General features: G+C 60.4%; 17 protein-coding genes. 12 read left to right on the plus strand and 5 right to left on the minus strand.

Translation table 11 applies throughout. From position 1 onward, the window contains the following. The first annotated feature begins 16 nt into the window (after nucleotides 1–16). On the plus strand, nucleotides 17–1,075 hold the full coding sequence (locus LZ016_RS13630) for a glycosyltransferase (RefSeq protein WP_241448000.1): 1,059 nt from the start codon (nucleotides 17–19) through the stop codon (nucleotides 1,073–1,075). Here LZ016_RS13630 and LZ016_RS13635 read toward each other — a convergent pair. Both LZ016_RS13635 and LZ016_RS13640 read right to left on the minus strand, forming a co-directional pair. Then, nucleotides 1,007–4,201: a glycosyltransferase gene (locus LZ016_RS13635; protein ID WP_241448001.1), complete on the minus strand. Its 3,195-nt coding sequence runs from the start codon at nucleotides 4,199–4,201 to the stop codon at nucleotides 1,007–1,009. The genes LZ016_RS13630 and LZ016_RS13635 overlap by 69 nt on opposite strands. Before the next feature lie 16 nt (nucleotides 4,202–4,217). Beyond that, nucleotides 4,218–4,739, minus strand: coding sequence for a DUF4214 domain-containing protein (locus tag LZ016_RS13640; RefSeq protein ID WP_241448002.1), 522 nt, complete (start codon nucleotides 4,737–4,739; stop codon nucleotides 4,218–4,220). A gap of 220 nt (nucleotides 4,740–4,959) precedes the next feature. On the opposite strand from LZ016_RS13640, the gene LZ016_RS13645 reads away from it, so the two are divergent. The 11 genes from LZ016_RS13645 to LZ016_RS13695 all read left to right on the plus strand — a co-directional run bounded on the left by LZ016_RS13645 (nucleotide 4,960) and on the right by LZ016_RS13695 (nucleotide 19,996). Next, complete coding sequence (locus LZ016_RS13645; RefSeq protein WP_241448003.1) at nucleotides 4,960–6,333, plus strand: glycosyltransferase family 2 protein; 1,374 nt, start codon at nucleotides 4,960–4,962, stop codon at nucleotides 6,331–6,333. A gap of 137 nt (nucleotides 6,334–6,470) precedes the next feature. Beyond that, nucleotides 6,471–7,529 carry a polysaccharide pyruvyl transferase family protein gene (locus tag LZ016_RS13650; protein WP_241448004.1) on the plus strand — a complete coding sequence of 353 codons (1,059 nt, stop codon included), beginning with the start codon at nucleotides 6,471–6,473 and terminating at the stop codon, nucleotides 7,527–7,529. Between the two features lie 6 nt (nucleotides 7,530–7,535). Continuing rightward, entirely contained in the window at nucleotides 7,536–8,549 is a 1,014-nt protein-coding gene (locus LZ016_RS13655; protein ID WP_241448005.1) for a glycosyltransferase family 2 protein, read from the plus strand. A 181-nt stretch (nucleotides 8,550–8,730) separates the two neighbouring features. Continuing rightward, the gene (locus LZ016_RS13660) at nucleotides 8,731–10,134 is read left to right on the plus strand and encodes a class I SAM-dependent methyltransferase (RefSeq protein WP_241448006.1); all 1,404 of its coding nucleotides are present in this window, start codon (nucleotides 8,731–8,733) and stop codon (nucleotides 10,132–10,134) included. Continuing rightward, nucleotides 10,131–10,796 (plus strand): hypothetical protein, encoded by a 666-nt coding sequence (locus tag LZ016_RS13665; RefSeq protein WP_241448007.1) that lies wholly within the window; start codon nucleotides 10,131–10,133, stop codon nucleotides 10,794–10,796. Before LZ016_RS13660 ends, LZ016_RS13665 begins: the two co-directional genes overlap by 4 nt. A gap of 148 nt (nucleotides 10,797–10,944) precedes the next feature. Then, complete coding sequence (locus tag LZ016_RS13670) at nucleotides 10,945–13,710, plus strand: glycosyltransferase (protein WP_241448008.1); 2,766 nt, start codon at nucleotides 10,945–10,947, stop codon at nucleotides 13,708–13,710. 31 nt (nucleotides 13,711–13,741) lie between these two features. Then, nucleotides 13,742–14,779: a GDP-mannose 4,6-dehydratase gene (gene gmd, locus LZ016_RS13675; protein WP_241448009.1), complete on the plus strand. Its 1,038-nt coding sequence runs from the start codon at nucleotides 13,742–13,744 to the stop codon at nucleotides 14,777–14,779. A 22-nt stretch (nucleotides 14,780–14,801) separates the two neighbouring features. Continuing rightward, a complete protein-coding gene (locus LZ016_RS13680; RefSeq protein ID WP_241448010.1) occupies nucleotides 14,802–15,701 on the plus strand; it encodes a GDP-mannose 4,6-dehydratase in 900 nt (299 codons plus the stop codon). Nucleotides 15,702–15,706: 5 nt separating this feature from the next. Further along, nucleotides 15,707–16,804, plus strand: a complete 1,098-nt coding sequence (locus LZ016_RS13685; protein WP_241448011.1) for a glycosyltransferase family 4 protein — start codon at nucleotides 15,707–15,709, stop codon at nucleotides 16,802–16,804. Between the two features lie 358 nt (nucleotides 16,805–17,162). Then, nucleotides 17,163–18,662: a capsular polysaccharide export protein, LipB/KpsS family gene (locus LZ016_RS13690; protein WP_241448012.1), complete on the plus strand. Its 1,500-nt coding sequence runs from the start codon at nucleotides 17,163–17,165 to the stop codon at nucleotides 18,660–18,662. Continuing rightward, nucleotides 18,659–19,996, plus strand: coding sequence for a capsule polysaccharide biogenesis protein (locus tag LZ016_RS13695; RefSeq protein ID WP_241448013.1), 1,338 nt, complete (start codon nucleotides 18,659–18,661; stop codon nucleotides 19,994–19,996). Before LZ016_RS13690 ends, LZ016_RS13695 begins: the two co-directional genes overlap by 4 nt. Here the strand turns inward: LZ016_RS13695 and LZ016_RS13700 are convergent. From LZ016_RS13700 to LZ016_RS13710, 3 genes are all read right to left on the minus strand, one after another. Beyond that, on the minus strand, nucleotides 19,957–20,943 hold the full coding sequence (locus LZ016_RS13700) for a glycosyltransferase family 4 protein (RefSeq protein WP_241448014.1): 987 nt from the start codon (nucleotides 20,941–20,943) through the stop codon (nucleotides 19,957–19,959). The two genes, LZ016_RS13695 and LZ016_RS13700, sit on opposite strands and share 40 nt — an antisense overlap. Before the next feature lie 170 nt (nucleotides 20,944–21,113). Beyond that, a complete protein-coding gene (locus tag LZ016_RS13705) occupies nucleotides 21,114–22,163 on the minus strand; it encodes a polysaccharide biosynthesis/export family protein (RefSeq protein WP_241448015.1) in 1,050 nt (349 codons plus the stop codon). Nucleotides 22,164–22,494: 331 nt separating this feature from the next. Continuing rightward, nucleotides 22,495–24,864, minus strand: coding sequence for a calcium-binding protein (locus LZ016_RS13710; protein ID WP_241448016.1), 2,370 nt, complete (start codon nucleotides 24,862–24,864; stop codon nucleotides 22,495–22,497). Nucleotides 24,865–25,021 lie beyond the last annotated feature (157 nt).

Genomic DNA, 25,021 nt, shown 5'->3' on the forward strand with positions numbered 1-25,021 from the left:
GTCCGACCAAACCTTCGTGGACGTTGTGCCGGTCTACGCGGGACCGACACGCGGCTATTGTTTCGCACCCGAGGATTTTCTGTGCCCCGAGACGAAGCCAACCCATCTTCCGGTCGGCGTCCGCCCAGGCGACAAGTTCCTGGGTCTGGACCTAACGGCACACTGGCTTCCAAATTATTCGGATCAGATTTCTGCCTGGCGACGGCACGGAGCGACGATCCATATCGTCGTCTACGACCTCCTTCCGCTCGCTCGACCCGATTGGTTCGAGAAAGCCACCAGCCAGCATTTCGCGCGTTGGTTCAAGACGGTTACCAACCACGCGGATCAAGTGCTTTGCATCTCTGAAAGCGTCGCGCAGGAATTTCGTCGCCGTATCATCGGAACCTCAGCTCACGAGCGCGTCAAGGTCAGTCGCCTTCATCTGAGTGGCGACATCGTGGGCTCCATTCCGTCCGTTGGACGATGCGAGCGCGTCGCCCAAACACTCGATCACGTGCGGTCCCGTCCAACCATCCTGATGATCGGCACGATCGAGCCACGGAAGGGTTACGATCGCGCACTGGATGCGTTCGATTGGCTGTGGTCGCACGAGAGTTCCGCTGCTCCTGACTTGGTTATCGTAGGCAAGCCCGGTTGGAAGACGGCGCCGCTTCAGGAACGGATCAGAAACCATCGCGAAAACGGTCTCCGACTGCACTGGCTTGAGAACGTCAGCGATGAAGCCCTCATGGAGCTGTACGAGTCGAGCCGCGCGATCTTCCATGCATCCTATGATGAAGGGTTCGGTCTGCCTCTGACCGAGGCTGCGACTCACCGCCGGTGGGCACTAGTCCGCGACCTGCCAGTGTTCCGAGAGCAGAACCTTTCGAACGTGCGCTACTTTGATAGCGATGCGCCGGAAGCTCTCGGCACCAAAGTACTGGATCTGATGGGGGAGGCAGAGCGAGGCTTGCCTCCGGCTGCCTCTCCCACGCCGAATTGGGCGTGGTCCGTCGGCAAGCTACTAGAGGAACTCGGCCTCACGCACGATGGAGTGGTCCGCCAGCCCCCGGTCCTGCGAATGGTCTCCTGATCCCGACAGCAAGTTCAATAACTCTTCGATTAGGGCCATGCGTGGTGAGGCGCTCGAGCTGCCACCAAGCCAATCTTGGGCGACCATTATCTTGAAATCGGCGCTTGCTGGCCTGTCCGCAAGGCAGGCGCGGAGCTCGTCCGCGAGACTTTCAGACGAGCAGATCGCTCCGCCGGATTTCGCGACAACATCAAGCCATTTCGCGAACCGTTTGCTGATATCATCCCCCGATCGGGATCCTGACCGGCAATCTCGCAGATCATCGAGCACGAACAGTGTTCGCGGCGGGCTGAAAGCCGCAGGTTGCTCGGTTGCGTCGAAGCGCAGAAGCGTGTCGCCCTCCGCGAAATCGAGGGGTTCTTCGTCGGCCAAAGGTCGCCTGAGCGAAAGCAGTTCAGCCATATAACGATGAGCCTCGACGTAAAGGCCACGGCTCTCATCATATCGGATTGGTCGAAGGCAAAGGTGGCGAGGCAAGGCAGCAATAAGGGTCCGCAATACGTCCTCAAGGGAATCGCGTCGCCTCGAGATCGCAGTCGCGTCCAGTTCGGAAACGTCCACGAAGATCCTTCTCGCCGCCGGAGTGTAGGTCGCTGTTACCGCCAGTTGTGCCAGTCGCTCGATCTCATCGATCGTGAGCGCAGACGCGTAACTCGCCAAAGCCTCGGGGAGATCGGCCTGGCCGCCGTAAACGCGCTCGATTTCCGCGTGGAAGCGCGCGGCGATGTCCGCGGGGTCGTGCTCAGCCTCGATATAGGCCCGTCCGGCAAGCCCGGTTTCCAGTGCCGACGACTGGTCGCGATAGAGATCGTCGATTGTGTCGCGCAGTTGCGATATCTCGAAGCCATCAGGCAGCATGGAAAGGATGCCATCAGGCAGTTCGGCTATCGAACCGTTGGCATTCGCGATTGTTGGTCGGCCGTACGCGAGACATTCCAGGACCGTAAGGGACGACTCCCCTCGGGACTCCTTTCGCAGCTGAACAGCGATGTCGCACGTAGCTAGATAGTCTCGGTAACTTTCTTCGTTCACCCAGCCAGTGATGACCACGCGATCACCCAATTCAGATTCGGCGATCTCGGACTCGATTTCTTGGCCGTAGTCGCCCACCGCGGCAGCACCGACGAAAACGAGCGTGCAGTCGGAGTCTCGCGATGCGGCCGAATCTCTCCATGCACGGAGGAGATCCAGGTTGCATTTCGATGGTCCCATCCTTCCGAAACTGCATATGAGACGCTTGTTCGATGCAATTCCTAAGCGTTCGCGCGCCACCTCGCGATCTCGTTCGCTCGGGACGGAACAGGGCAGCGGAATGCAAGCGAGCCTCTGTCCAGGCTCGACGGTGAACCAGGTTTGCGCGAGCCTTTGCGCATAGGAAGAATGCACGATCACGGCCCGGGCACGATCCGCGATAGCCGTGCTGCAGGGAAAATAGCTTGTCGCTTCGTGCGGGTTCCCCGAATGCCGGCAGTCGAAGACGGCCGAGGCGCCGTGATTATCGTACAAGGCCCTGAGCCAAGCTCTTTCGCCACCTTCTCGGACCGCGCGATGGCGAAACAGACCACCAAGGTAGAAATCGTGCAGAACCACTAGGCCGGGAACGGCCTCGAGCAGCGGCACCATATAGTCGTGAAATTCAGAATTCCCGATTTGGTAGAGGACGCGCTCGTACCGGTGGCCGTGGTGAAGGAATGTTCGGGGGTCGATCACCTGAGACACGCCCGCGACGGCGCTTGAACTCACGTTTTGGGATGCAGTTTCGACGACAACATCGATGTCGTAGAAGTCGGTGAGGTGCGGCAGCAGCTGCTCGCTGTATATTGCGATGCCGCTCCACGCAGGAGGCATCGGCGAGACGTATGCTAGGCGCCGCTTAGTCCCCGTTCTAATATTCGGCGACGCGGGTGCCTTGCGCCCATCTGCCAACCGCTCAAGCGCACCAATTGCTCGCTGTCCGACAAGATCCCACGAAAACTTTGTCCTCTGAAGCGCCGAATGGCTCTTCAGCCGCTCAAGAAAGGCCTCGTCCGTCAACGCCCTTTGTAATGCATTGCGGATCGCGCGGGGATCCCGAGGATCGAACAATGCTTCGTCAAGCCCAATGACCTCGGGAATGCTTGAGAGGTTCGAACCGAGAACCGGCGCACCGCATTGCATGGCCTCGAGCACGGGCAAGCCGAACCCCTCGTGCAATGAGGGAAAAACGAAGAGCTTGGCGGAAGAGTATAGGGATGCCAGCTCAGAATCCGTCACCGCACCCGTCAGTATCACCGCGTCCCGCGGAAGATCCGCCTGCCGCGCGAGGTCGAGCACGCGTCGCCTGTCATCCGGCGAGCATTCGCACGCAATCACCAGTTGGTGGGCGGACTGAATATCTTGCGGAAGGGCTGCATATCCTTCGAGAAGAGCTGCCAAATTCTTCCGGAAGTCGATCCCGCCAGTGTACATCACGTAAGGTCGATGAACCCCCAGACGCGCGATGAATCCAGCCTTGGTGAGGTTGCGAGCCCGCATGCGAAAGCGTGGGTCGGCGGCGGTGCCAACGGCCACGACCCGCTCTGGCGGAACATGCAAATGCTCGATTGCTTCTTTCGCTGAAGAGCCAGAGATCGCCAACAGAAGATCTGCCCGCCGCATCTGAGCTATCCGTTCGTCATACCACGCAGCGGTGCGCTCATCGGCCAGGTATTCTGACGGATAGATGAGTGGGATAGCATCGTAAAACGTCACAGATGTCGGCAGGTCCAACCCAAGCCGTCCGATGCTGGACACGCTGTTCCCGCGCATGCCTTCGACAAGGCTGGAGATATGCACGACGTCAGGGCTCAGCCGTGCGAGAAATGCTTCGCGGCACAATTCGGACGCCGCACGCCTCGGGTCGGCCGGGTCGTCCGGGAGCGGCTTCAGAACATCGAAGACGTGCAAACGGTCGGGGGCGAGCAGATCTGCCAGGCGATTACGGATCGACTGAACCGTCTCCGGGAACGTGCCATTCACCGCGAGGTGAACATCGTGCTCTCCGCGATTGCGTAGGATTCCTTCCGCGAGACCTAAAGAATAGCGCCCTATGCCCCGTTCACGAGTGCTGGGTGATTGAGCGCCCTGAAGGTCAATAACGATGCGCACGCAAAACGGCGCCCGCTTAGCCGGAAACTAGCTTTTCGAAGATTTCGCGAGCACGGGGGCTGAGCTGCTCAGCCGCAATATTCCGTCGTGCGGAGGGAGCATTGTTGTACACGTTGGGTTGAGACAGCGCCTGCGGCCGGGCCGGTGCGACAACCGGCATAGAGGGGCGGCCGGCCATTGCGCCGCGAAGAGCGGCAATCTCGCTCAGAATGGCCCGCTGCAGACGCTCATTGACGGACTCACCTTCAACGCGGAACAGCTTGCGAACCATCCAGCCGATCAACGGCAAGCGTCCCAAACGATAGCGGCTGATCGCACGCGCGAGCCCTGGCACTCCCGGGCCCAAAAGCGGCTCGTTAGACGATCGCAATTGTCCGAGCACAGAAAGCTTGCTGTATCCGGTCCGCAGTCGCGCGACATAATAAGCGCGCCCTTCGTCATCAGGATCACGCCCGAGGATCGCGTCATAGGCGGAATCGACGAATTCCTCGTTCTGAAGGCTAAGCAAGCCGGCGAGCGAAGTCGTATGAGCGTTCATGTCTATTTGCCGTCCCCGAGACTGCGGACAACCTGTCCGCCGATTTTGTTTCCGAATTCCAAGCAGCATGCCAGACCGAGCAGGGTTCCAGCCCGCCGGCGGTGAGGTGATTTGTCGCGGCATGACAAGTGGATGTCAATTTTCCTGATGCGTTTTCCGCTCCAGCCCGGCACGACGGTCCGGGCGTGCATTGCAAGTTAGGGTGAGCTGCGAAAAGACGATGAGTTCGCCGTCGACCGAGACGATCTGCTGCCTCTTTGAGCGGGGAGGCGAGCACCCGATCAGCTCCATCGATTACGAGGGCGGGGTGAGCTTTTCGGTCGTCATCTGTACGGACAACCGGCTTGATTACCTAAAGCGGGCGATCTCGTCGCTACGGTATCAGACCTATCGGAACTTCGAGCTCTGCGTGATTGCGGGCCCTACTGAAGACGGCACGCACGCTTTTCTGCGTGATCTGGACGGGCAGTTGAAGATAGCCGACTGTCCTGAGCGCAATCTGTCCCGATCACGAAACATGGGCATCAGCCTCGCCGCAGGAAACGTCGTCGCCTTCATCGATGATGATGCCGTTCCGGAGCCAGAGTGGCTCACGCAGCTCGCGCGATCGTACGACGATCCGCGGGTCGGTGCGGTCGGCGGTGTCGTCCACGACCACATCGGCATCGATTACCAGGCGCGGTTTGTCAGCGTCGATCGCCTTGGACGACCACGTGAGGAGACGCGGCCGACACCGGAATTGAATTTCCCGGGCTCGCCGCAATTTCCGCATTTGCTGGGGACAAACTGCTCGTTCCGGCGGAGCGTCTTGCTGGAAATCGGCGGCTTCGACGAGGTGTACGAGTATTTCCTCGACGAGACAGACGTCTGCTGCAGGATCAATGATGCCGGGTATCGCATAGCCCAGCGCCCCGACGCGTTCGTGCACCATAAATATGCGCCGAGCGCCCTGCGCGACGAAAAGCGCGTGGTCAGGGATTGGTACCCCCTCATCAAGAATCGCCTGTATTTTGGACTGAGGCATGCAAGTGGATTCTTGCATCCCGACGATATTGTGGAAGCCGCGCTTGCCGACAAAGCTTTCTGGAAGAGGGACGTCGCCGAGAACGTCAGGAGAGGAAGCCTGACCGCCGCGGACGCTCAGAGATTCCGTGAGCAAGCTGACGCGGGCATCGAGGCCGGCCTTCGCCTCTCGACCGAGGAGCCGAGGCTACTGAAGGCGGAGACTGTGGGGACCCATGGTGGCGACTTCCAGCCGTTCGTGCCTGCTTCTTCGAACGATGCGAGGGCTGTCATCTACTTCGATCTTGCTGCGGAAGATGGCGAGATTCTTGCTCGGGCCCGCGAGGCGGCTGCCGGTGGGCAGCACGTCCATGCCGTCGTTCGTCGCAGCGGCGCGCCCTCGGTTGATTTTGAGGACGGGATCTGGATCCACGATCTCGGCAGGAACCAGGAATCCGAAGGTGGAGAATATGCGGGAGTGCGGGCCGCAATCCGGCGAATCACATCTCGCCGCCGGGTTGATCGTGCATACTGTCATGCTTCCAGACGCACGGCTTTGAAGGACATTTTCACATCGATTGGAGAGGCCTGAATCGGATTGCGTTTTCCGTTCCGCCAGTTGAAAGCGGGCCGGCGTTTGCAGGAAGCTGGCCTCCGGCTGCGATAACCGGCACTTTGAGCCAATTCGGTTGCGGGAAGGGGCGCTCCCGCATGGAAGGAAGAGTCTGAATGAATCGGGTAGTTACGCATTTCGACAAGCGTCCGGGTGCGCCAAAGGTCGGCATCGGAGGCTTCTTCGGCTACGGCAATTACGGCGACGAACTCTTCCTGGAGGTCTTCAAGGAGCATCTGGGCGCGGCCTTCGAGCTTGAAGTTCTCCCGGATCGCTTGGACTCTCCATATTTCTCTGAGCCCGTTGAGGATCGTATCGCCGACGTCCAGGCGGTCCTCGTCGGCGGGGGAGACTTGGTCCAGCCCTGGTCGATCGATGCGCGCTACTTCCACAGGGTATACCTCGAGCGGCCAGTATTCCTGGCCGGCCTCGGCGTTCCCATCCGCGCGCCGGGCTCGGCGCAGGTGGAAAAGGAACATATCGTTGAGCGCTATCGGAACTTCTTCCAGTCTCCGAGCGTGCGCTTCATCAATGCTCGCGACAAGCAGTCTGCCGACTGGATCTCATCGAAGCTCGATCCGCGGGTCGAAGTCATCGAGGCGCCCGATCTTGTGTGCGGCCTAACCCTGCCGACGGTCTCGCGCGACGCGGCAAACCCAATCCTCGGCATTGTTACGCGCCACCGACCGGGACATGAACAGGACGATGACTACACAAGGCTTTCGGAGCTCGGAGCCTACGCCAAGTCCGAGGGCTGGCGCGTTCGCCACATCATTCTTGGCAGCGGCGTGGTTGGCGAACGCGATGTGGCCAATGCCGAGCGGCTCAACATCCCGGGGAAGGAAGTCTTCTACAGCCAGGGAATCTGGGACATGACCCGCGCCATCGGCGAATGCTCCACGCTCGCGAGCATGAAGTTCCACGGCAGCGTCGTAGCGACGATGTATGGAATTCCGTCAATGGTTCTTATTCCTACCAGCAAGAACCGGAACTTCATGCGGCGCATGGGGCGCGACGACCTGCTCAGCAAGTTCGACGCGGAGGACTTGGTCGAACGCTTCAGGCCTTGGCCGAAGCCGATTGATCCGGAGTGGGTGAAGCGGTTGCGCAACGGCGCCACCGGAATGCTCAATCAGCTCCGTAAGTCGATCCTGGCCGAGACCGTGCCGGCCTGAGTTCCCGTGAGCGACGCGGAGGCCGAGCGCATCAGACGCCTCGCGGCCGAGGCGAAACTGACGAGAGCTTCCCCCCGGCGTTTCAGCGGCGGGGACATGAGACGGCCGCTGGTCATTTCCGTCGTCCGCAACGAGGGCCCGCGGATTGGGGAGTTTCTCCAGCATTATCGCGGTCTGGGGGCGGCGCACTTCTTGATCGTTGACAATGGATCGACGGATGGAACGCGAGAGACTCTCGTCGCCGAACCCGATGTCGATTTGTTCGCCACAGATCAGCCATTCGATGCAGCGAGCAAGCACGGCTGGATCACTCGGATGATTCAGGAATATGGCGACCGCTGGTACCTGCTGGCAGATGCGGACGAGCATGCGGTTTTCGATGGCGCCAATAATCTGCGAGAAGTCGTGCGGGCTGCTGAGCGGTTGCGACTGCGGCGAGTACGAGGTGCCCTGCTGGATATGTATGGCGACGGGCCAATTGGGGCTTCTAAGCGTGGTTCAGAGGAGCGGCTGGTTGATGCTTACCCGTATTTCGACCCCGACGGATACGTAGAGCAACGCGAGGTCGCTCTGACCACGCGGGTCGGAGGGCCACGGAAGAGAGCGCTTTCATCGGTAGATCCCGATCTAGAGCCGCAGCTGACCAAATACCCGCTGTTTCGCCTGCGTCCTGAGGATACGGTCGTCAGCCCTCATTACATCCATCCGCCGATGGTTGGCGAAGAAGATCCCTGTTGGCTGGCGCTGCTGCATTTCAAGTTCGATGTGGACGGCCGAATGCGGATCGCGGATGCGGTCAGGCGGGGGCAATACTGGCGCAATAGCTACGAGTATCGCGTCTACCAAAAGGCCATCGAGCAAGAGCCGGACCTGACCTTCATGACCGAGCGCAGTCGCCGCTACCGGGGACCAGGTGACCTCGTTGCGCTTGGAATCATAGAAGAGGTGCCAAAGGCCCGGCAGTCCCAAGTTTTGAGAAAACTCAGCGCCTTAGTACTCGGGCGGACAGCCTTGAATTGAGCGCGGGCATCTCTTTTCAAGTTGCCGCGGCGAGATATCGTCGGCAAGAACGATGGCCAATGGGGCAGGGAAGATTTCGATAAGCAAGATGAGACAAGATCGGATCAGTGACGCCCTGCTGCCGTCGTCAGGGACGGCTGCGCCTCGCTTGGGTCATGCGCTACTTTGGACGCCATCGTACGTGCGTGACGATAAGATCCTCTGGCACGTGCCTTTCTTCTTCTGGCTTCTCGAAGCAACGCGTCCGCGCCGGTACGTGGAGCTGGGCGTCGGCGAAGGCGTAGCCTACATGGCCGTCTGCCAGGCCCTGCATCGCATGCGCGCCCACGCACAATGCTTCGCTGTAGGCGAGTGGCGGAACGAAGACGGTCAAATCGCGGTACCGGAACGCCTCGCGGCACGAAATGCCGATTTATACGAGGACTTCTCGCAAATCCTCAGCGATGGCCTCGGCAAGGCTGCTGAGGTCATCGACGACGGCAGTGTTGATCTCATGCTTGTCGACCTCACTCAGGACGAAAGCATAGCGGCCTCAGTGCAGCAGACGTGGCTGCCGAAGCTTTCATCGACGGGTATCCTGCTTCTGAATGGCATTGGCGGCGCCGACTCTGAGAACGCGAAATTGGTGGAGGCCTTGTCGAGCAAGTCTCCAACCATCCAGATGCCTGGTGGTGACGGCCTTCTCGTAGTCCTCCCGAGCCGCGGTCCTGACGAGGAGCTCGCGAATATCGCCGCGCTCACGCCGGACGATCCTGCGCACAAGCTGATCGTGCAGATGTTCACGCGGCTGGGCGCCGGCGCTTATCACGAAGTCCACGCCCGGCAGGATTCTGACCGTGTCGAGGCGCTGGACGATCGGATCCGAGCGCTGATCGAAGAGCGCGACAGTCTTGCACAGCGCGTCGAAGAGCGGGATCGCCAGTACGATGCCCGCCATCGCAAGACCGCGATACTTCAGTCGCATGTTTTCGATCTACAGATCGCGGCGGAGGCAGCCCGTGCGGAGGCTCAGCGTCTGGCAGACGAGCTTTCGGGCGCTGCGACCGACCGCGAAGAAGCTGACGATCTCTTGCGGCAGGAGCGCTCCGCCCATCGGGACACACGTGAGCGCGCGGACAAGGCGAGTGCGGAAGTCGAAGCGCTGCGCGTATCTATGGAAGAGCTAACCGGTCGGGCCGAGGAGGCGGCCAAGGAAAGGGAGCGCCTGTCTGAAGAGCTCGCGGCCGAGCGCATCAAGCAAGCGGAATCGGTGGCTCTTCTACGTGCCGAGCGTCAGGATCGCATTCAGTTCGAGCGGGAGCGTGACAAGGCCGTGGCCGAGTCGGAAACCCTCGGGAAGCGAGTGGCGGAGCTGACCAGCGCTGCCGACCAGCACTATCGTACAGTGAAGGATCTGGTGGCCGCCCTTGCGGAGAACGAGAACCTCGTCATTGCCCTCACCGAGGAATTGCGTTCGCAGCGTCAAGAGAGTGAGGCGATCGCCACAGCATTGGCGATTGAGGCTGAAGAGGTGCGTGCGGCAAATGCGCCGAGTGCGTCGGGCGGGGGACTGCTCAATCGCTTGACTGGGCGTAAGCGCAGATGACGGAGCTGGTGGGGGAGTGGCCAGAACTTACGCTGCCGGAAGCGGAAGCTGCCTGTCTTCGCGAGAAATACGAGACGGCCCACGTCATCCTCGAATATGGATCGGGAGGTTCCACCGTTTTCGCGGCCCAGCTGCAGAACAAGTTCGTCCTGAGCGTTGAAAGCGACCGCGACTGGGCCTTGTCGCTGCAACATAAGATCGACGAGGCCAATCTCACTTCGGAAACCGTACTCTACCACGTCGACATCGGCATGACGGGTCGCTGGGGCCGGCCGAAAAACGACAGCTCGTGGCGGCACTTCCATCGCTACCCCACGAGCATCTGGACCGAACCTTATTTCAGGCCGCCTGATGTGGTCCTGATCGACGGTCGCCTTAGGCCGGCTTGCTTCGTGAATTGCTGCCTCAGAGCCAGCCAGCCGGTTACGATCCTGTTCGACGATTATGCCACCCGTCCGATGTATCATGTTGTCGAAGAACTGGTGAAACCGTCTTCTTTGGCGGGAAGAATGGCCGTCTTCCATGTCGAGCCGCAGGAATGGCCGAGCTGGTCGGAAGACCTCTTCTTGGAGCTTTCCACGCTAGTGTCGTTCGAAGCGGACACGGTCGACTACAGTCAACTGCCGGACATTCCGTTTCTCAGCGCACGCAAAGCAAACTGAACAGCAACTTCAAAGTATCGAAAGCGTACCTGTGAAACATATTACCGGCGGAATTAGCAAGATAGCTGCCAATCCAAGGAATGCGTGGGCCCGCTTACTCGCAGCGATGGATCTGTCGGAGAGCGGAGATTCTTATGCGACGGGGCGCGTGCTGGCGACGCTTCGCTACAAGGACGGTCTCAACCCGGAGTTGCTTGACCAGCTGACTGCGCTGATCGCGAGCACTACGCTGACTAGTGGCCCGTCGGTCAAGGTCGACATCCCTTCAGACTACAATCGCGGTCTAAAGACGTGCTTCCATCCGCCCTTCAGGGTGATCCGCGACGAGCCGGATTTTCCGAAGCCTTATCCGCCTGGCATGGCGCTGCCGCGTATCGTCGGCAACGCGAACGACTATAGCTTCATCGAGGAGGTCGCGGACCTTCTCGCGAGCCCATCGGCCGACCTCGCCTTGGATATCGTCCATTTGTATGAACGCGACGACGCGCTCGCTTCCCTCCTCGCATCAATTGAGTCGCAATCTTACCGGGGCCGGATCCGGCTGCACCTGATCGGCGGCAAGCCCCTGAGCAAAGCGGGCTTCAAAGCTGCTGAGGTCGTGCATCACGCGATTCCATTTCCGAGCGAAGCCGCCAATGATCTGCTAAACCGGATCAGCCGCGAAACGGATCTGTTGCTGTTCGTCAGCGGGCTTGTGGCACTCGAGCCGATGGCCTTGCAGCGTATCGCCCATGCAGCGGCCGTGTCCGATCGGGTCGTTCATGCGCTCATGCCGCAAGTTTTCGACGAGAGCGTCAGCCCCTTCACCACCAGTGTGACGCGCCGCCTCCTCGCTCGGAGCTATCCTTTCCGTGATGTGTGCGGGCTGAATTTTGCCGTCTCGGCCGGACTCTATCGCACGTGCGGCGGGTTCGATACGCGCTTCTCAGACCCTTATCACGCCGCGCGCGAGCTCTGCTTCCGTTACTATAACGGCGGCTGCTATTTCCGTCCGATCACTACGACCGAGGTGAAGGATTTCAGTCGCGAAGACCGTAGCGACGCCGCGGATCGCGACTTGTACAACCACCTCTGCCCCAATCCTTGGGACCGTCGCCGCGACGGGCTCTTTGAGGTCCCGAAGATCAGCATCTACATTCCGGCGTACAATGCGTCACAGTACATAGTGCGTGCGGTCGAAAGCGTTCTTGATCAGGACGTGCAGGATCTGGAAGTCTGCATCGCAGATGACGGATCGCGCGACGGCACCATCGACATCCTCGAACATCGTTTCGGAGGTGACCCCCGGGTTCATTGGTCCAGCAATGCGAACGGCGGTATCGGGTTCGCCTCGAACCGGGCCATCGCAATGGCTCGAGGGATTTACATCGGCCAGCTCGATTCTGACGACTGTCTGAAGCCGGGGGCCGTGCGAGCGTTGGCCAAGCATCTCGACGACAATCCCGACGTCGTCTGCTGCTACAGCTCCTGCGAGCGCGTGGATCAGAACGGCAACTTTATCCAGAACGAGTATAGCTGGCCGGTTTTCTCGCGTGAGAAGATGATGGTGACGTCCATCGCCCATCACTTCCGCATGTTCCGCCGCCAGGCGTGGGAACGAACGGAGAAGTTTCGCGAAGATATCATCAACGCTGTCGACTACGACATGTACTTGAAGCTGTCGGAGGTCGGCAACTTCAAGCACTTGGACGAGATCCTGTATCAGCGGCGCTGGCACGGATCGAACACCTCGAATGTCAACGAGGCGTATCAGACCACCAATACCCACAGGGTCCAGCGCGAAGCGTTGAATCGGCTTGGGCTGCACGATTCCTGGGACATTCACCTCGAGAAGCCGGAGGAGCCACGTCGGGTAAGCTATCGGCGACGCCTTGGCCGAAAGCTCGTGATGTTTTGGCCCTATTACCGTGCCAATCCGTATCAGCGCATGCTCTACGCGCCGCACTCGGCCGAGATGGAGATCTGCGCGGGGACCATCGACGCGGCGCTACGAGAAATCCGGACTTCCGCTGAGCCCGAGAATCACATCTTCCATGTCCATTGGCTCAACTTCGTCTTCAGCGATGAAATGACGGACGAAGCCGCTCATGAGGCGGCGCAAAGCTTTCTTGCGAAGGTCGAACTGTTCAGGTCGCTTGGTGGAACTGCGGTCTGGACCATCCACAACGTCATCTCGCACGATGCCAAGCATTATGACGTGGAAGTCGACCTCTCGAAGCGGTTAGCCCAGATCGTGGACGTCCTTCACTTCCATACCGCGGAATCCGTGGCTGAGGTCGCGGCCGTGTTCCCGATCCCACATGGTAAGGTTCGGGTTGCCCGACACGGCAATTATATCGGGGCCTATTCGGACCTCGTGACCCGTGAGGTCGCGCGCGGCTACCTCGGTCTCTCTGCCGAAGACGATGTAATCCTCTTCAACGGACAGGTTCGCCGATACAAGGGCACCGACACGCTGATCAGTGCGTTCCGCCGCATCCTAGAGAAGCGCCCGACGGCCTTGCTCATCATCGCCGGCGCAGCACGGGAAGACCCCCTCGCAAACCTGGACGAGCCTTTGTCAGAATTCGAGCGGTCCCGTATCCGCCTGATCGACCGCTTCATCGACGACGCGGAACTCCAGGTCTTTCTGCGAGCAGCGGATTTTGCCGTTTACCCTTACCGCAACATCCTCACGAGCGGCTCTCTCTTGTTGGCTCTAAGCTTCGGATTGCCGGTGGTGATCCCGGAAGTCGCGATGACCCGATCCGTGCTCCAGCATAGCAATGCGGGCATCCTCTATGACGGAAGTGGAAATCAGCTCGAAGAGTCGATTTGCCGGATGCTTGCAGCCAAGGACAAGGGGGAGCTGCCGGCGATGCGCAAGGAGGCAAGGGCTCTTGCCGAGAGTAATGGGTGGCAACGGCTGTTTTGATTGCTCCGGCAATTTTCCATAGGAAAGCTCAATGAACTCGACGGCAATCGTAACCGGTATCACCGGCCAGGACGGCGCATACCTTGCGGAGCTGCTGCTTTCGAAGGGCTATCAGGTCTACGGCACATATCGTCGGACTAGTTCGGTCAACTTCTGGCGGATCGAAGAGCTTGGAATTCGAGACCACCCCGGCCTGCACCTCGTCGAATATGACCTGCTGGACCTGGGATCTTCGATCCGGCTGCTCCAGCAGACGGGCGCGAAAGAAGTGTACAATCTGGCGGCGCAGAGCTTCGTCGGCGTTTCGTTCGATCAGCCAGTGACGACCGCAAATATCACTGGCATCGGTGCTTTGAACTTCCTTGAAGCAATCCGCCTCGTGGATCGCGACGTGCGTTTTTATCAGGCGAGTACTTCCGAAATGTTCGGCAAGGTGCAGGAGGTGCCCCAAAGCGAAACGACGCCATTCTATCCGCGCAGCCCGTACGGCGTCGCCAAGCTGTTCGCCCATTGGACGACGGTGAACTACCGCGAGAGCTACGGCATCTTTGGCAGCAGCGGCATCCTATTCAATCACGAAAGCCCACTGCGTGGCCGAGAATTCGTGACGCGCAAGATCACCGACGCCGTCGCCAAGATCAAGCTGGGTAAACTCGACTGCCTCGCGCTTGGGAACCTGGACGCCGAGCGCGACTGGGGCTTCGCGAGGGAATATGTCGACGGCATGTGGCGGATGCTGCAGGCCGACGAGCCAGACACATTTGTACTTGCAACTAATCGCACGGTACGCGTCCGCGATTTCGTTCGGATGGCCTTTGCTGCTGTTGGCATTCATCTCGAATTCTCCGGCCGTGCCGGCGACGAGGTCGCGATGGACCGCGACACCGGTTCGCCGGTCGTCCGCGTCGATCCGCGCTTCTACCGGCCGGCCGAAGTCGATCTTCTGATCGGAGATCCGTCCAAGGCGCACGCAAAGCTGGGATGGGTCGCGAAGACTCCGCTGGAAGACCTGTGCCGAATGATGGTCGAGGCGGACCTGCGCCGAAACGAAGGTGGTGTCAGCTTCTGATGTTCTCGCACGGCACCTCTTGATGGCCCGGACGCTGCTCACGGGCGCGGCTGGTTTCACGGGACGTTATGTTGCCGCGGCTCTGGCTGCTCGAGGGCATGAAATCCATGCCGTCGTGCATGATACGCCCGACGAGGCGATCGGCGGCGCTTCGGAGGTCCACCAGGGCAATCTCACTGAACTGGATGCGATCAGCCGGATCGTCGAAGCCGTCCGTCCCGATCACGTCGTTCATCTCGCAGCTATCGCGTTCGTAGCCCACGGCGACGTTGAGCAAATGTATCGAAGTAATATCCTCGGGACGCGGCAGCTCCTAGAGGCGCTGGCCCGCAGTGCAGCAAAGCCTGCATCGATCGTTCTTGCGAGCAGCGCGAATGTATATGGTACTGCGCGCGAGGGCATGCAGGACGAGAGCCAGCCGCTCGCACCGGCGAACGACTACGGTGTCACGAAGGTTGCGGCGGAGCATGTCGCATCGCTGTACCGGGCGAGCTTGCCGATTATCGTCGTACGGCCGTTCAACTATACTGGCCGTGGTCAAAGCGCCGAGTTCATCGTTCCCAAGATTGTCGAGCATGCACGACGCCGTGCTTCGGTCATCGAACTCGGAAATCTCGACGTCGCCCGTGATTTCTCAGACGTTCGCGTCGTTGCTGAGGCCTATGCTCGGTTGGTATCCGCGCCCGAGGCGATCGGCGGCACCTTCAATATCTGTTCGGGACGAGCCATCTCACTCCAGGAAGTGCTCGATCTCGTCTCGCTGCTGCTGGGCCATAAACTCGATGTCCGCGTCAGCCCGAAGTTCGTGCGCGAGAACGAGGTTCGCTCGCTCTGGGGCTCCCCGGAAAAACTGAGAGGGGTCGTGGGGGGGCTGCCAATGATCCCCTTCGAGAACACGCTTCGCTGGATGCTGGAAGCCTGAGGCCGATGCACGTCACTTTATGCGTGGACGCGCTGGAGCCACAGCTTGGCGGCATCGGCCGATATACATGGGAGCTCTGCAAGGGCCTTCCTAACCAAGCGGACATCGACGAGCTTCGCTTCTTTGCGCGCAATTCGCTCCTCCACGATCCGTCGGTCCTCCTGTCGCGGGGGTACAAGCACAAGCGGGCACCATGGCCTTTTCGCGCAATGAAGCGCCGCCGTGTGGAGCGAATCTTGCGATCCGACATCGTACATGGACCGAATTACTTCCTGCCGGCGGGTGTGGAAACGGGTGTGATCACGGTGCACGACCTCTCGGTCTTCCTGTATCCAGAAACGCATCCGGCGGCTCGCGTGAAAGCGTTCGAGCGGCTATTCACGCACTCCCTTCAAAGGGCGGCGCACATCATCACGGATACCGAGACCGTACGGCGTGAATTGATCGACGTTTTCGCCGTTCCGGAGCACCAGGTGACAGCCGTTCATCTTGGTGTGGACTCTGCGTTTCGGCCGCAGAGGAGCGATCAGCTGCAGGGGCGTCTGGCGAATTACGGACTGCCTGTCGGCGGTTATGCACTGTGCGTTTCGACGCTCGAGCCGCGAAAAAAAATCGCCGAGCTCCTCGCGGCATGGCGCATACTGCCGTCCTCAGTTCGCGATTCCTTTCCGCTAGTCCTCGCGGGCGGAACAGGGTGGCGCAACGAAGCGCTACATGAGGCGATCCGTCAGGGCACTGCCGAAGGCTGGCTTCGGCATTTGGGATTCGTCGAAGACGCGGATCTCCCCAAGCTGTACGCGGGCGCCGCCTTGTTTCTTTACCCTTCCATCTACGAGGGCTTTGGTTTGCCGCCGCTCGAGGCAATGGCGAGCGGGGTGCCGGTCGTGGTGTCGGGGAAATCCTGTCTTCCTGAGGTGGGCGGCGACGCCGCAATCTACATTGATCCCGACGATTCAGATGGCTTCGTAGCGGGTATCCAGATGGGCTTGCTTGATGAAAATTGGCGATCCTCCGCGATCGCGCGCGGGTTGGATCGCTCTCGGGAGTTCAGCTGGCAGCGTTGCATCGAAGCCACAAAGGACGTTTATCGGAAAGTAATCTGACGTCATTACCTCACGCCGCGGTCCCGATCGAGCCGCCGCATCTTGACTGAAAGCTCTTGAGCGATAGGGATCTGGTTGCTCGGGTGAGGGACTGATGGGTGCACTTCCTTCCACTATCGCATTGAGCAAGCGCGACAATTTGGAACGAGAGGCGCTCCGCTCGGCCCATCGCCCCAGTGCATCCGGCCAAATGACAGGGGGCATTTTGCAGTTTTCTGACGGCCCTTCCCTTGATCCTGCATCAGTGCGAACGCCGTTTCTCTGCATGCCACCCTTTCCAGGGTCCAGAGTCAGGCGTCTCGCGGAATGGTCTACCAACCGCCCGTTCGATGGCGGTGAAGCGGCAGAGATCGTGGACTTGGCAAGGACGCTGCGGGTCGGAGGAACGTTCTGGGCGGCCCAGCCGGAACTGCCTAGCAATTATGTGCTGGTGCGATCACCCGAAGCAGCGCAGGCCGTGAACACTGACGGCGACCTGCCGGTCATTCTGTGGACTTCGGAACCGGCATGTGACGCGGGCAATGCAAGACCAGTCAGAGGCGAGTGCGATCCTTGGCACATGTTGAGCGGCGCCAGTGCGCTGTTCACCGAGGACGACGATGATGTTGTGATCATCGCGGCTCTTCTCGGCATTCCGACCTATGGGCGAGACGGAAAGCTAGGCGCCTTCGAGAAGAAGGTTTGTGGCACCGAGCAACTGGCCAAGCGCATGTTTGGCGGTCCCGGGTTCTCCAACCCTTTCACGGGGGAACGGATGGGTCCGCGCGAAGCAGTACAGCTTTGTGGCTTCTGGCGTTCGCTCATTGACGCAAATCGCGATATTTCAGGTGCACTTGGGTTCGCCTTCTGGAAGCGGGACAACATAGCGCCGCTTCTATGGAATGGTTCGAGCCCGGTTGTGTTCGGCCACGTTCCAGACAGCGCTAGCCCCGGTCGGTCCGTCGCTATCTGGCGATCGAAAGTTTCCGACACGGCGCTTGCTGCACTTGAGGCACGCGGCACGCCGCTGATCGAGGTGGAAGACGGCTTCCTGCGGTCGCAGGGCCTGGGCGCCGATTGCGTGCCGCCGCTGTCGATCACCGTCGATTCGCTCGGCGCTTACTTCGATCCTTCGCGGCCGAGTGAACTCGAGAACATCCTGCAGCACGGAGAGCTGGGTGGTCAGCTGCTCAAGCGAGCCAAAACCCTCCGCAAAGCGGTCGTAAAGGCGGGTCTTGGAAAGTACGAAATTGGTGCCCAGCAGTTGAGCCGGCCCGCCGGATCAAGGCTCCACGTTCTCGTGCCGGGGCAAGTTGAAGACGATCGCGCCGTCCTCGCCGGCGGGTGCGGCCTGACTTCGAACCTCGATTTGCTGAGACGCGTCCGAGAGCGCGCTCCGGACGCCTATATCCTGTATAAGCCGCATCCCGATGTCGTAGCCGGCCATCGCAGGGGTTCTGTTCCAGATAACACGTGCCTTAAGTTTGCAGATGTAGTAGTACTTGATTTGCCGATTTCGTCGCTGATTGAGATGGTTGACGAGGTTCACGTGAACACGTCGCTGGCGGGGTTTGAGGCGCTGATGCGGGGGAAGTCTGTCACAACTTACGGCGTTCCGTTCTACGCCGGCTGGGGACTTACAAGAGACTTCGGCCCTGTCCCTGCGCGCCGGACGACCAAACGAACCCTGGACGAGGTCGTGGCCGCCGCGCTTCTTCTTTATCCCCGATATATCGACCCAGTGACGGGCCTGCCCTGTCCTGCAGAAGTCGTGGTGGACCGTCTTGCGAAGAGTGCCGCTACTCAACAAGGGCTGGTGGTGTCGATGCGGCGCTTGCAGGGTAAAGTGATGCGCGGCCTGAGGGCGCTGGCGCCATGAACAAGCCCCTCATCGACTTTCACGGCCATTCGGGCGACGCAATTGTCGAGCGGCGCAAGGCTGAGCGAGCGAAGCCGCCCCATCCTCCGCGTCGGCCGGACGGCCGCGCGTTCGTCTTCCTTCAGGGCCCGCCAGGTCCGCTGCTGCACAAGCTTGCCGGTGCCATGCGGGAGAAGGGCGTTATCGTAGAGCGTATCAACATCTGCGCAGGCGATCAGGTCGATTGGCCCGAGAAGGCCACCAATTTCCGGGGACGTTTCCGCGACTGGCCCGTCTTCTTCGACAATTTTCTGCGCAAGAACCGCATTACCGACATCTTGCTGTTCGGCGACTGCCGTCCGTATCACGTCTCGGCCCGTCGAATCGCTGCCCTGCGGGGCATTCGCACACACGTCTTGGAAGAGGGGTATCTTCGGCCGCATTGGATGACCCTCGAGCTCGAGGGAGTGAACGGATATTCGCGCCTGAGGCGCGACAAGGAGTGGTTCTTCGAACAGGCGAGCCTGCTCCCAGCCGAACCTTTCCTTCCACCTGTCACCGCAAACTTCCGGCGTCGCGTACGTGACTCAGCGAAGCACTACGTCGCCGTGCACGCTGGAACGTTGACGTTTCCATTCCATCGGACACACCGCCCGGAAGCACCGCTCATGGAGGCGTTGGGCTGGGGTTGGAGGTACCTCACTGGTTCCTCCAGCAGGCGGAGGTCAGAGCGGAAACTGAAAGCGTTGAAAGGCAAGCCGTTCTTCCTGCTGCCGTTGCAGCTTTCGGGCGACTACCAGATTCGCAACCATTCGCCCTTTCCGGACATGCCTGCAGCCGCTGCGTTCGTGCTTGAAAGCTTTGCTGCTCACGCACCCTACGATGCGACCCTGCTAATCAAGGCGCATCCTCTCGATTCCTCGTTCTTCAATTGGAACAGGTTCGTTCGGCGGCGGGCGAAGCGGCTGAACGTCGCGGACCGCGTGCACTTCATCGACGGTGGCGACCTCGATTCCCTCGCGGCCGAGGCTGAAGGAATGGTCGTCGTCAACAGTACTTCCGCGACGCTTGCTCTGGCCGCTGGAACGCCGGTCTGCACACTGGGAGATGCCGTTTACAACGTGCGCGGGCTCACTTTCGACGGTCACCTCGATGATTTCTGGACCGACCCAGAGCCCCCATTGCCGGGCCTTTATGGTGCTTTCCGGCGTGTGATCGTCGATCGCTGCCTGGTCCGGGGCGGACTGGCGAGCGAATCTGCCGTCAACACTCTGGTGCAGAGTATGACGGAAAAGCTTTGCGGGAAGCTACCCGTTCAAAGCGTGTCGAGCCAGGAATCAACTTTCGCGAAATGATCGTCCCAAGTGGGCGCTTCAAACGATGAAAGTCGGCGGAGTTGAGCATTTCTCGCCACGCTGTCGGCACGACTATAGTCCTCAATCGCCCGTTGCCAGGCAACACGATCGGTTGGATCGAGAAGATCGGGGATGCCTTGGCCGATTTCCCGGAACACGGGCAAGTCGCTGGCGATCGCTGGGACGCCTGCCTGAAAAGCCTCTATCAATGGCATTCCGAATCCTTCGGCGAAGCTTGGGAAGAGGAGTGCCCGGGCCGCTCGCAGCTGTCTAGCGAGCTCCGCATCATCACAATCGGAGATCTCAATCACCGCGTCGCCGAATGCTTCGCGATCGAGCATTTCAATCGCCCGTTGCGCTTCCCACCCGCGTTGCCCGACGACTGTCAGGCGCGGAGCAGCGGAACCCAACTTTTCGATCAATCCACCCCAGACTTCGAGCAGGAGGATGTGGTTCTTGCGCGCTTCAACAGTCCCGAGCGTAACGAAATTCGGCCTGTCGGCGGGCGCGGGCGAACTCGCGGGCAAGCTTGTCGATCCCAGCCAAGCGGCGACGGTCGGCGCGAGCGGTTTGCGCACTTCGCTGGCGAACTGGCGAAGATTCGCGATCGTGGCCTGACTGTTCGTTATTACGCCCGCTGCAGTTTCAACCACTGTCCGCATCCGCTCGATATGCCGCTCGCGCTCACCTGCGCGGCAATATTGCGGGTGGGAAACGGGTATCAGGTCATGAACGAAATAAATGGGCCGGACGTCGGCCCGACGGACCCAGTCTCGGAGTCCAGGATCATTAAGTCCCGTATGGCCGATGTTGAGGTAGAACCGGCCATTACCTGCGCACTTCCGTTTTGCACCATGGCGCAATGCGCCCAGAAACAGGTTGCGTCGGAAGCTGACTGATGGTTCCGCAAGCAGATCGAAGAGCGCACTCGATGCCTTGCGATCCAAGATGCGCCGGTAACGGCGATGCTGGATGACTGCCTGCGCCTCATTTCGATATCGCTCGAGGTATGCCAGGCAGACGCGATCGACGCCGGTCGGTTGACGTCCGACCCAGCGGCGCCAGATCAGCCGCGTTACGTCGAGCAGCAGTGGAGCGTCGTTGGCCAGAAGCCCTCTTACCGCGTGATGTTGCGGACCGTCGAGACCGGCAGGATGGACGAAGCCACCACCCCAACGAAGCGTTGAAGGTCAGACAGTTTCGAGTTCGAGACGTAAACGATGTCGCCATCCCTCATCTGGAACCTTTGCGCCGCGAAGAAGGTCTCGGGCTGTTTCAAGTCGGCGCGATAGATGACCGGTATGCGCCCGTCCTGGTTCGTCGGAACTCCGGCTGGGATTTGGCCGAGCACTTGAGGTAGCTCCCAGCGGAAGAGGAAGACCCCCTTCGGGTCGGCGCGATCACCTTGGAGTCCACCGATACGCCCCAAAGCCTGCGAAAGCGTCAGGCCCACACCCTCAAACCGGATCTCGTCGTTTCGGCCGGCCGCACCCAGCACGGTGAAACTATAGGGCTGATAGAAGGCCGTGATGATGTCGTCTTTTTCGAGAACGATATTCTGCTTGGAATCACGGATGACGTCCGCAGCCGGCATGCGCTGCACGACACTCCCTCGAGAAATCTGAATCGTGATCCGATCGAGCGCCTGGTTAGTCCCGCCCGCTTGAGCGATGGCATCCAACAAGCGTTCCCCGCGGGGCGTGAGCGGAATGCGCTGAGGCGCCTTCACGTCTCCCAGCACCGTGACGTTCGCAGTCGCATTGCGCGAGAGCCGAACGATCGCCTGAGGCAAGTGCGCCCGGCCCCTCAGGCGTGCCACAATGGTTTGCTCGATCTGACGGAGGGTCCGTCCAGCTGCTGGAACTTCACCGGCGAACGGAATGGTGATCGTCCCTGACGGTCCGACTAGCAACTCCGGAAGACTATTGGAAAGGCTCGTCTGCACGTCAGCCCCGATATCGGTGCCAATATTAGTAGTGCCGAACAGCGCGGCCGGAGCAGCTTCCCAGATTGTCACGGAAAGGGCATCGCCGACGCCGACGACCGTGCCGACGGGAGTGGCGTCACCGAGGTTAGCCGCAAAATCTCCGCCAAGGCCGTCGGCCGTGCCTTGTAGGCCTACGCCATCGCGCACCTCGAGCACCTGGATGCCGTGAAGCGGAGACACTGCTGGCGCCCTCTCGATCGCTCCTCGGGTCGGCCCCACCGATGTCGAGCAACCGGCTACCGACATGAGAACGGCGATTAGCTGAAACTTTCGAGCCAGCGGCCGCGCCATCTGAGCACCAGCGGCGAGCGACTCCTGCGAAAGGCTCAAGATATTGATCAAAATAGCTAATCCCACCCCAACTAGACCGGCACCGTTGCCTTAGCCATCGTCGGGGACTGGAACAAGCCTGTCCTCCGGGAAAGGCGGTCGTTCGATAGCGCATTACGGTTCACTCGGCGGAATGTCGCCATGCGAGCGCCGCTACCGTCAGGCAGCGGCGCTCGTGTGATCACAGCAGGAAGTCGCCTCCGGTGAGGGTGTGGCCTCCATCGAGCATGACCATAAAGTCGGCGATGCCGTCGCCATTGGTATCGCCGTAGACGAAGGTGTTGCCGCCGGATTCCTCATAGCGCAGCTCGCCGGCGACATTGTGGAAGGCGTCGCTGCCGATGAAGCTGAAGCCCTGGCGGCCGGTGAGGAGACTGTTGGCGTCGACCTGGGTCAGGTTGATGTGATCGCCTTCGGCCTGGCTGAAGTCATGGATGCGGTCGGCCGTGCTCTCCGTAAGCCCACCGAAATCCGCGCTTCCGAACGCGAAATCGTCGGCACCCGTGCCACCCCACAGCTGATCGGTGCCCTTGCTACCGAGGAGCTTGTCGTTGCCAGCGCCGCCACTGAGCGTGTTGGCGCCACTATTGCCGGCGAGCACGTTGTCCAACTCATTGCCGGTCCCGTCGATTGCCGCCGAGCCCTGCAGCCGCAGCGTCTCGACGTTGGCTCCGAGCGTGTAGCTGATCGTGCTGGCCACGGTGTCCGTGCCGGACGCGGCATTCTCGATCACCTGATCACCGGCATTGTCGACATGGTAGGTGTCATTGCCTTTGCCGCCGCCCATCTTGTCGGCGCCGGTTCCGCCGTTGAGGTCGTTGTTGCCGTCATTGCCGACGAGCAGATTGCGGCTCGAATTGCCGGTCGCGTTGATCGACGCCGTTCCAAGCAAGCGCAGATTCTCGAGGTTGGCGCCCAGCGTGTAGCTGATCGTGCTGTAGACGCTGTCGTTACCCTCCGAAGCGTTCTCGATCGCTTGGTCGAAGGCATTGCCGACGTAGTAAGTATCGTTGCCAGCTCCGCCCATCATGACGTCGCCGCCGGCCCCACCGTCGAGGACGTTGTCGCCGGAGTTGCCGATCAGCGTGTTGGCAAGGCCGTTGCCCGTCCCCTTGATCGAGGCGGAACCGGTCAGCGTCAGGTTCTCGACGTTGGAGCCAAGGACGTAGCTGATCGTACTGTAGACGGTGTCGGTACCAGCGTTGCTTCCTTCGGTGACCTTGTCGAACGCATTGCCTACATAATAGCTGTCGTTACCGGTCCCGCCCTTCATGGCGTCGCCGCCGGCTCCGCCATCGAGGGAGTCGTTTCCGCTTCCGCCGGTTAGCGTGTCCGTGCCTGCGCCGCCCTGGAGGGTGTCGTTCCCTGCGCCGGCGTCGATAACGTTGTTGCCGGTATTGCCCACGATCACATTGTCGAGGCCGTTACCGGTGCCCTTGAGAGCCGCGCCGCCTAGCAGAGTCAGATTCTCGACGTTGTTACCAAGCACATAGCTGATGGTGGTGTTGACGGTGTCCGTGCCTTGCGACGCGTTCTCTACCACCTGGTCAAAAGCATTGCCGACAAAATAGGCATCGTCGCCTGTGCCGCCGGTCATGCTGTCCGCACCGGTCCCACCAGCGAGCGTGTCGTTTCCGCCGCCGCCGATCAGCGTGTCATTCCCGTCGCCACCGTCGAGATAATCGTGCCCGCCTTCCCAATCGGGATCGTAGACGACGGTGATCGCTCCAGAATTGTCACCGGTAATATCGGTCGATCCGTCACCTGCCAGGATGTCGTTCCCGGCGCCGCCAACCAGCGTGTCATTGCCTTGTCCGCCAAGCAGGACGTTGGCCTTGCCATCACCCGTCAGGTGATCGTTGCCATACCAGCCGCCCAGGTTTTCAATATTCGTCAGCGTCCAGTCGCCAACTTCCGTTGCTTGTACGGTCCCCTGCTTGGCGAGCGACAGTGTGATCCCATCTTCCGTGTAGAGCTGGAAGAAGGCCTGATCGAGAATCTCGACGGTGTCGGTGCCAGTACCGCCGTCGATGATCTTGTTGCCTTGGCCGACGGTAAACAGGTCGTCTCCGCCGTTCCCCGCGAGCGTGTCGTTGCCGCTCAGGCTCCATAACCAGTTGCCGGAATCGTTGCCGGTCAGATTGTCGTCGAAGTTGGTCGCGGTGATGTGCTCGATCCCGATTAGGGTATCGTTGCCTGTCACGCCGGTGTTCTGCGGACCCGTGATCCGCAGGTCGACCGTCACACCACCCGAGAGGTTGAAGTAGTTCAGGCGATCGTTGCCGTCGCCGCCGTCATACGTGTCATCAGAGAACGGTCCGTTGTCCTCAAATCCCTCGAGGAGATAATCGTCGCCCAGTCCGCCGATCAGGTGGTCCGAGCCCAGCCCGCCACTGATGGAGTCATTTCCAGCAAGACCGTCGATGATGTCGTCGCCATCGCCGCCATTGAGTTCATCGTCTCCGGCAGTGCCCGTCAGCACGAGGCCGGCCTCGGCAGTCGTGGCCACAGTGGTGGCGCGAATTGATTCGCTCGAGGTCACTTTCGTCATTCAAAATCCCCTGACTCGCCCGAAGCTTAGGTGAAGACCGATAACTCCGAATTCCGGCTTTATATCCGCTAGAAACTACAGACACTTGCGGAAGGAATTGCCTGTCCCAGAACAGAGCAGCATCATCGGAATTAACCCCGGGTTAAGGGGCGTTTCG

It is taken from the genome of Sphingomonas telluris, from assembly GCF_022568775.1.
Classification (GTDB): domain Bacteria; phylum Pseudomonadota; class Alphaproteobacteria; order Sphingomonadales; family Sphingomonadaceae; genus Sphingomicrobium; species Sphingomicrobium telluris.

Bases quoted from the DNA above. Each gene is read 5' to 3' on its own strand.
- LZ016_RS13680 (WP_241448010.1), top strand. From the start codon at position 14,802: ATGGCCCGGACGCTGCTCACGGGCGCGGCTGGTTTCACGGGACGTTAT.
- LZ016_RS13640 (WP_241448002.1), bottom strand. From the start codon at position 4,739: ATGAACGCTCATACGACTTCGCTCGCCGGCTTGCTTAGCCTTCAGAAC.
- LZ016_RS13645 (WP_241448003.1), top strand. From the start codon at position 4,960: ATGAGTTCGCCGTCGACCGAGACGATCTGCTGCCTCTTTGAGCGGGGA.
- LZ016_RS13685 (WP_241448011.1), top strand. From the start codon at position 15,707: ATGCACGTCACTTTATGCGTGGACGCGCTGGAGCCACAGCTTGGCGGC.
- LZ016_RS13710 (WP_241448016.1), bottom strand. From the start codon at position 24,864: ATGACGAAAGTGACCTCGAGCGAATCAATTCGCGCCACCACTGTGGCC.
- LZ016_RS13665 (WP_241448007.1), top strand. From the start codon at position 10,131: ATGACGGAGCTGGTGGGGGAGTGGCCAGAACTTACGCTGCCGGAAGCG.
- LZ016_RS13695 (WP_241448013.1), top strand. From the start codon at position 18,659: ATGAACAAGCCCCTCATCGACTTTCACGGCCATTCGGGCGACGCAATT.
- LZ016_RS13650 (WP_241448004.1), top strand. From the start codon at position 6,471: ATGAATCGGGTAGTTACGCATTTCGACAAGCGTCCGGGTGCGCCAAAG.
- gmd (WP_241448009.1), top strand. From the start codon at position 13,742: ATGAACTCGACGGCAATCGTAACCGGTATCACCGGCCAGGACGGCGCA.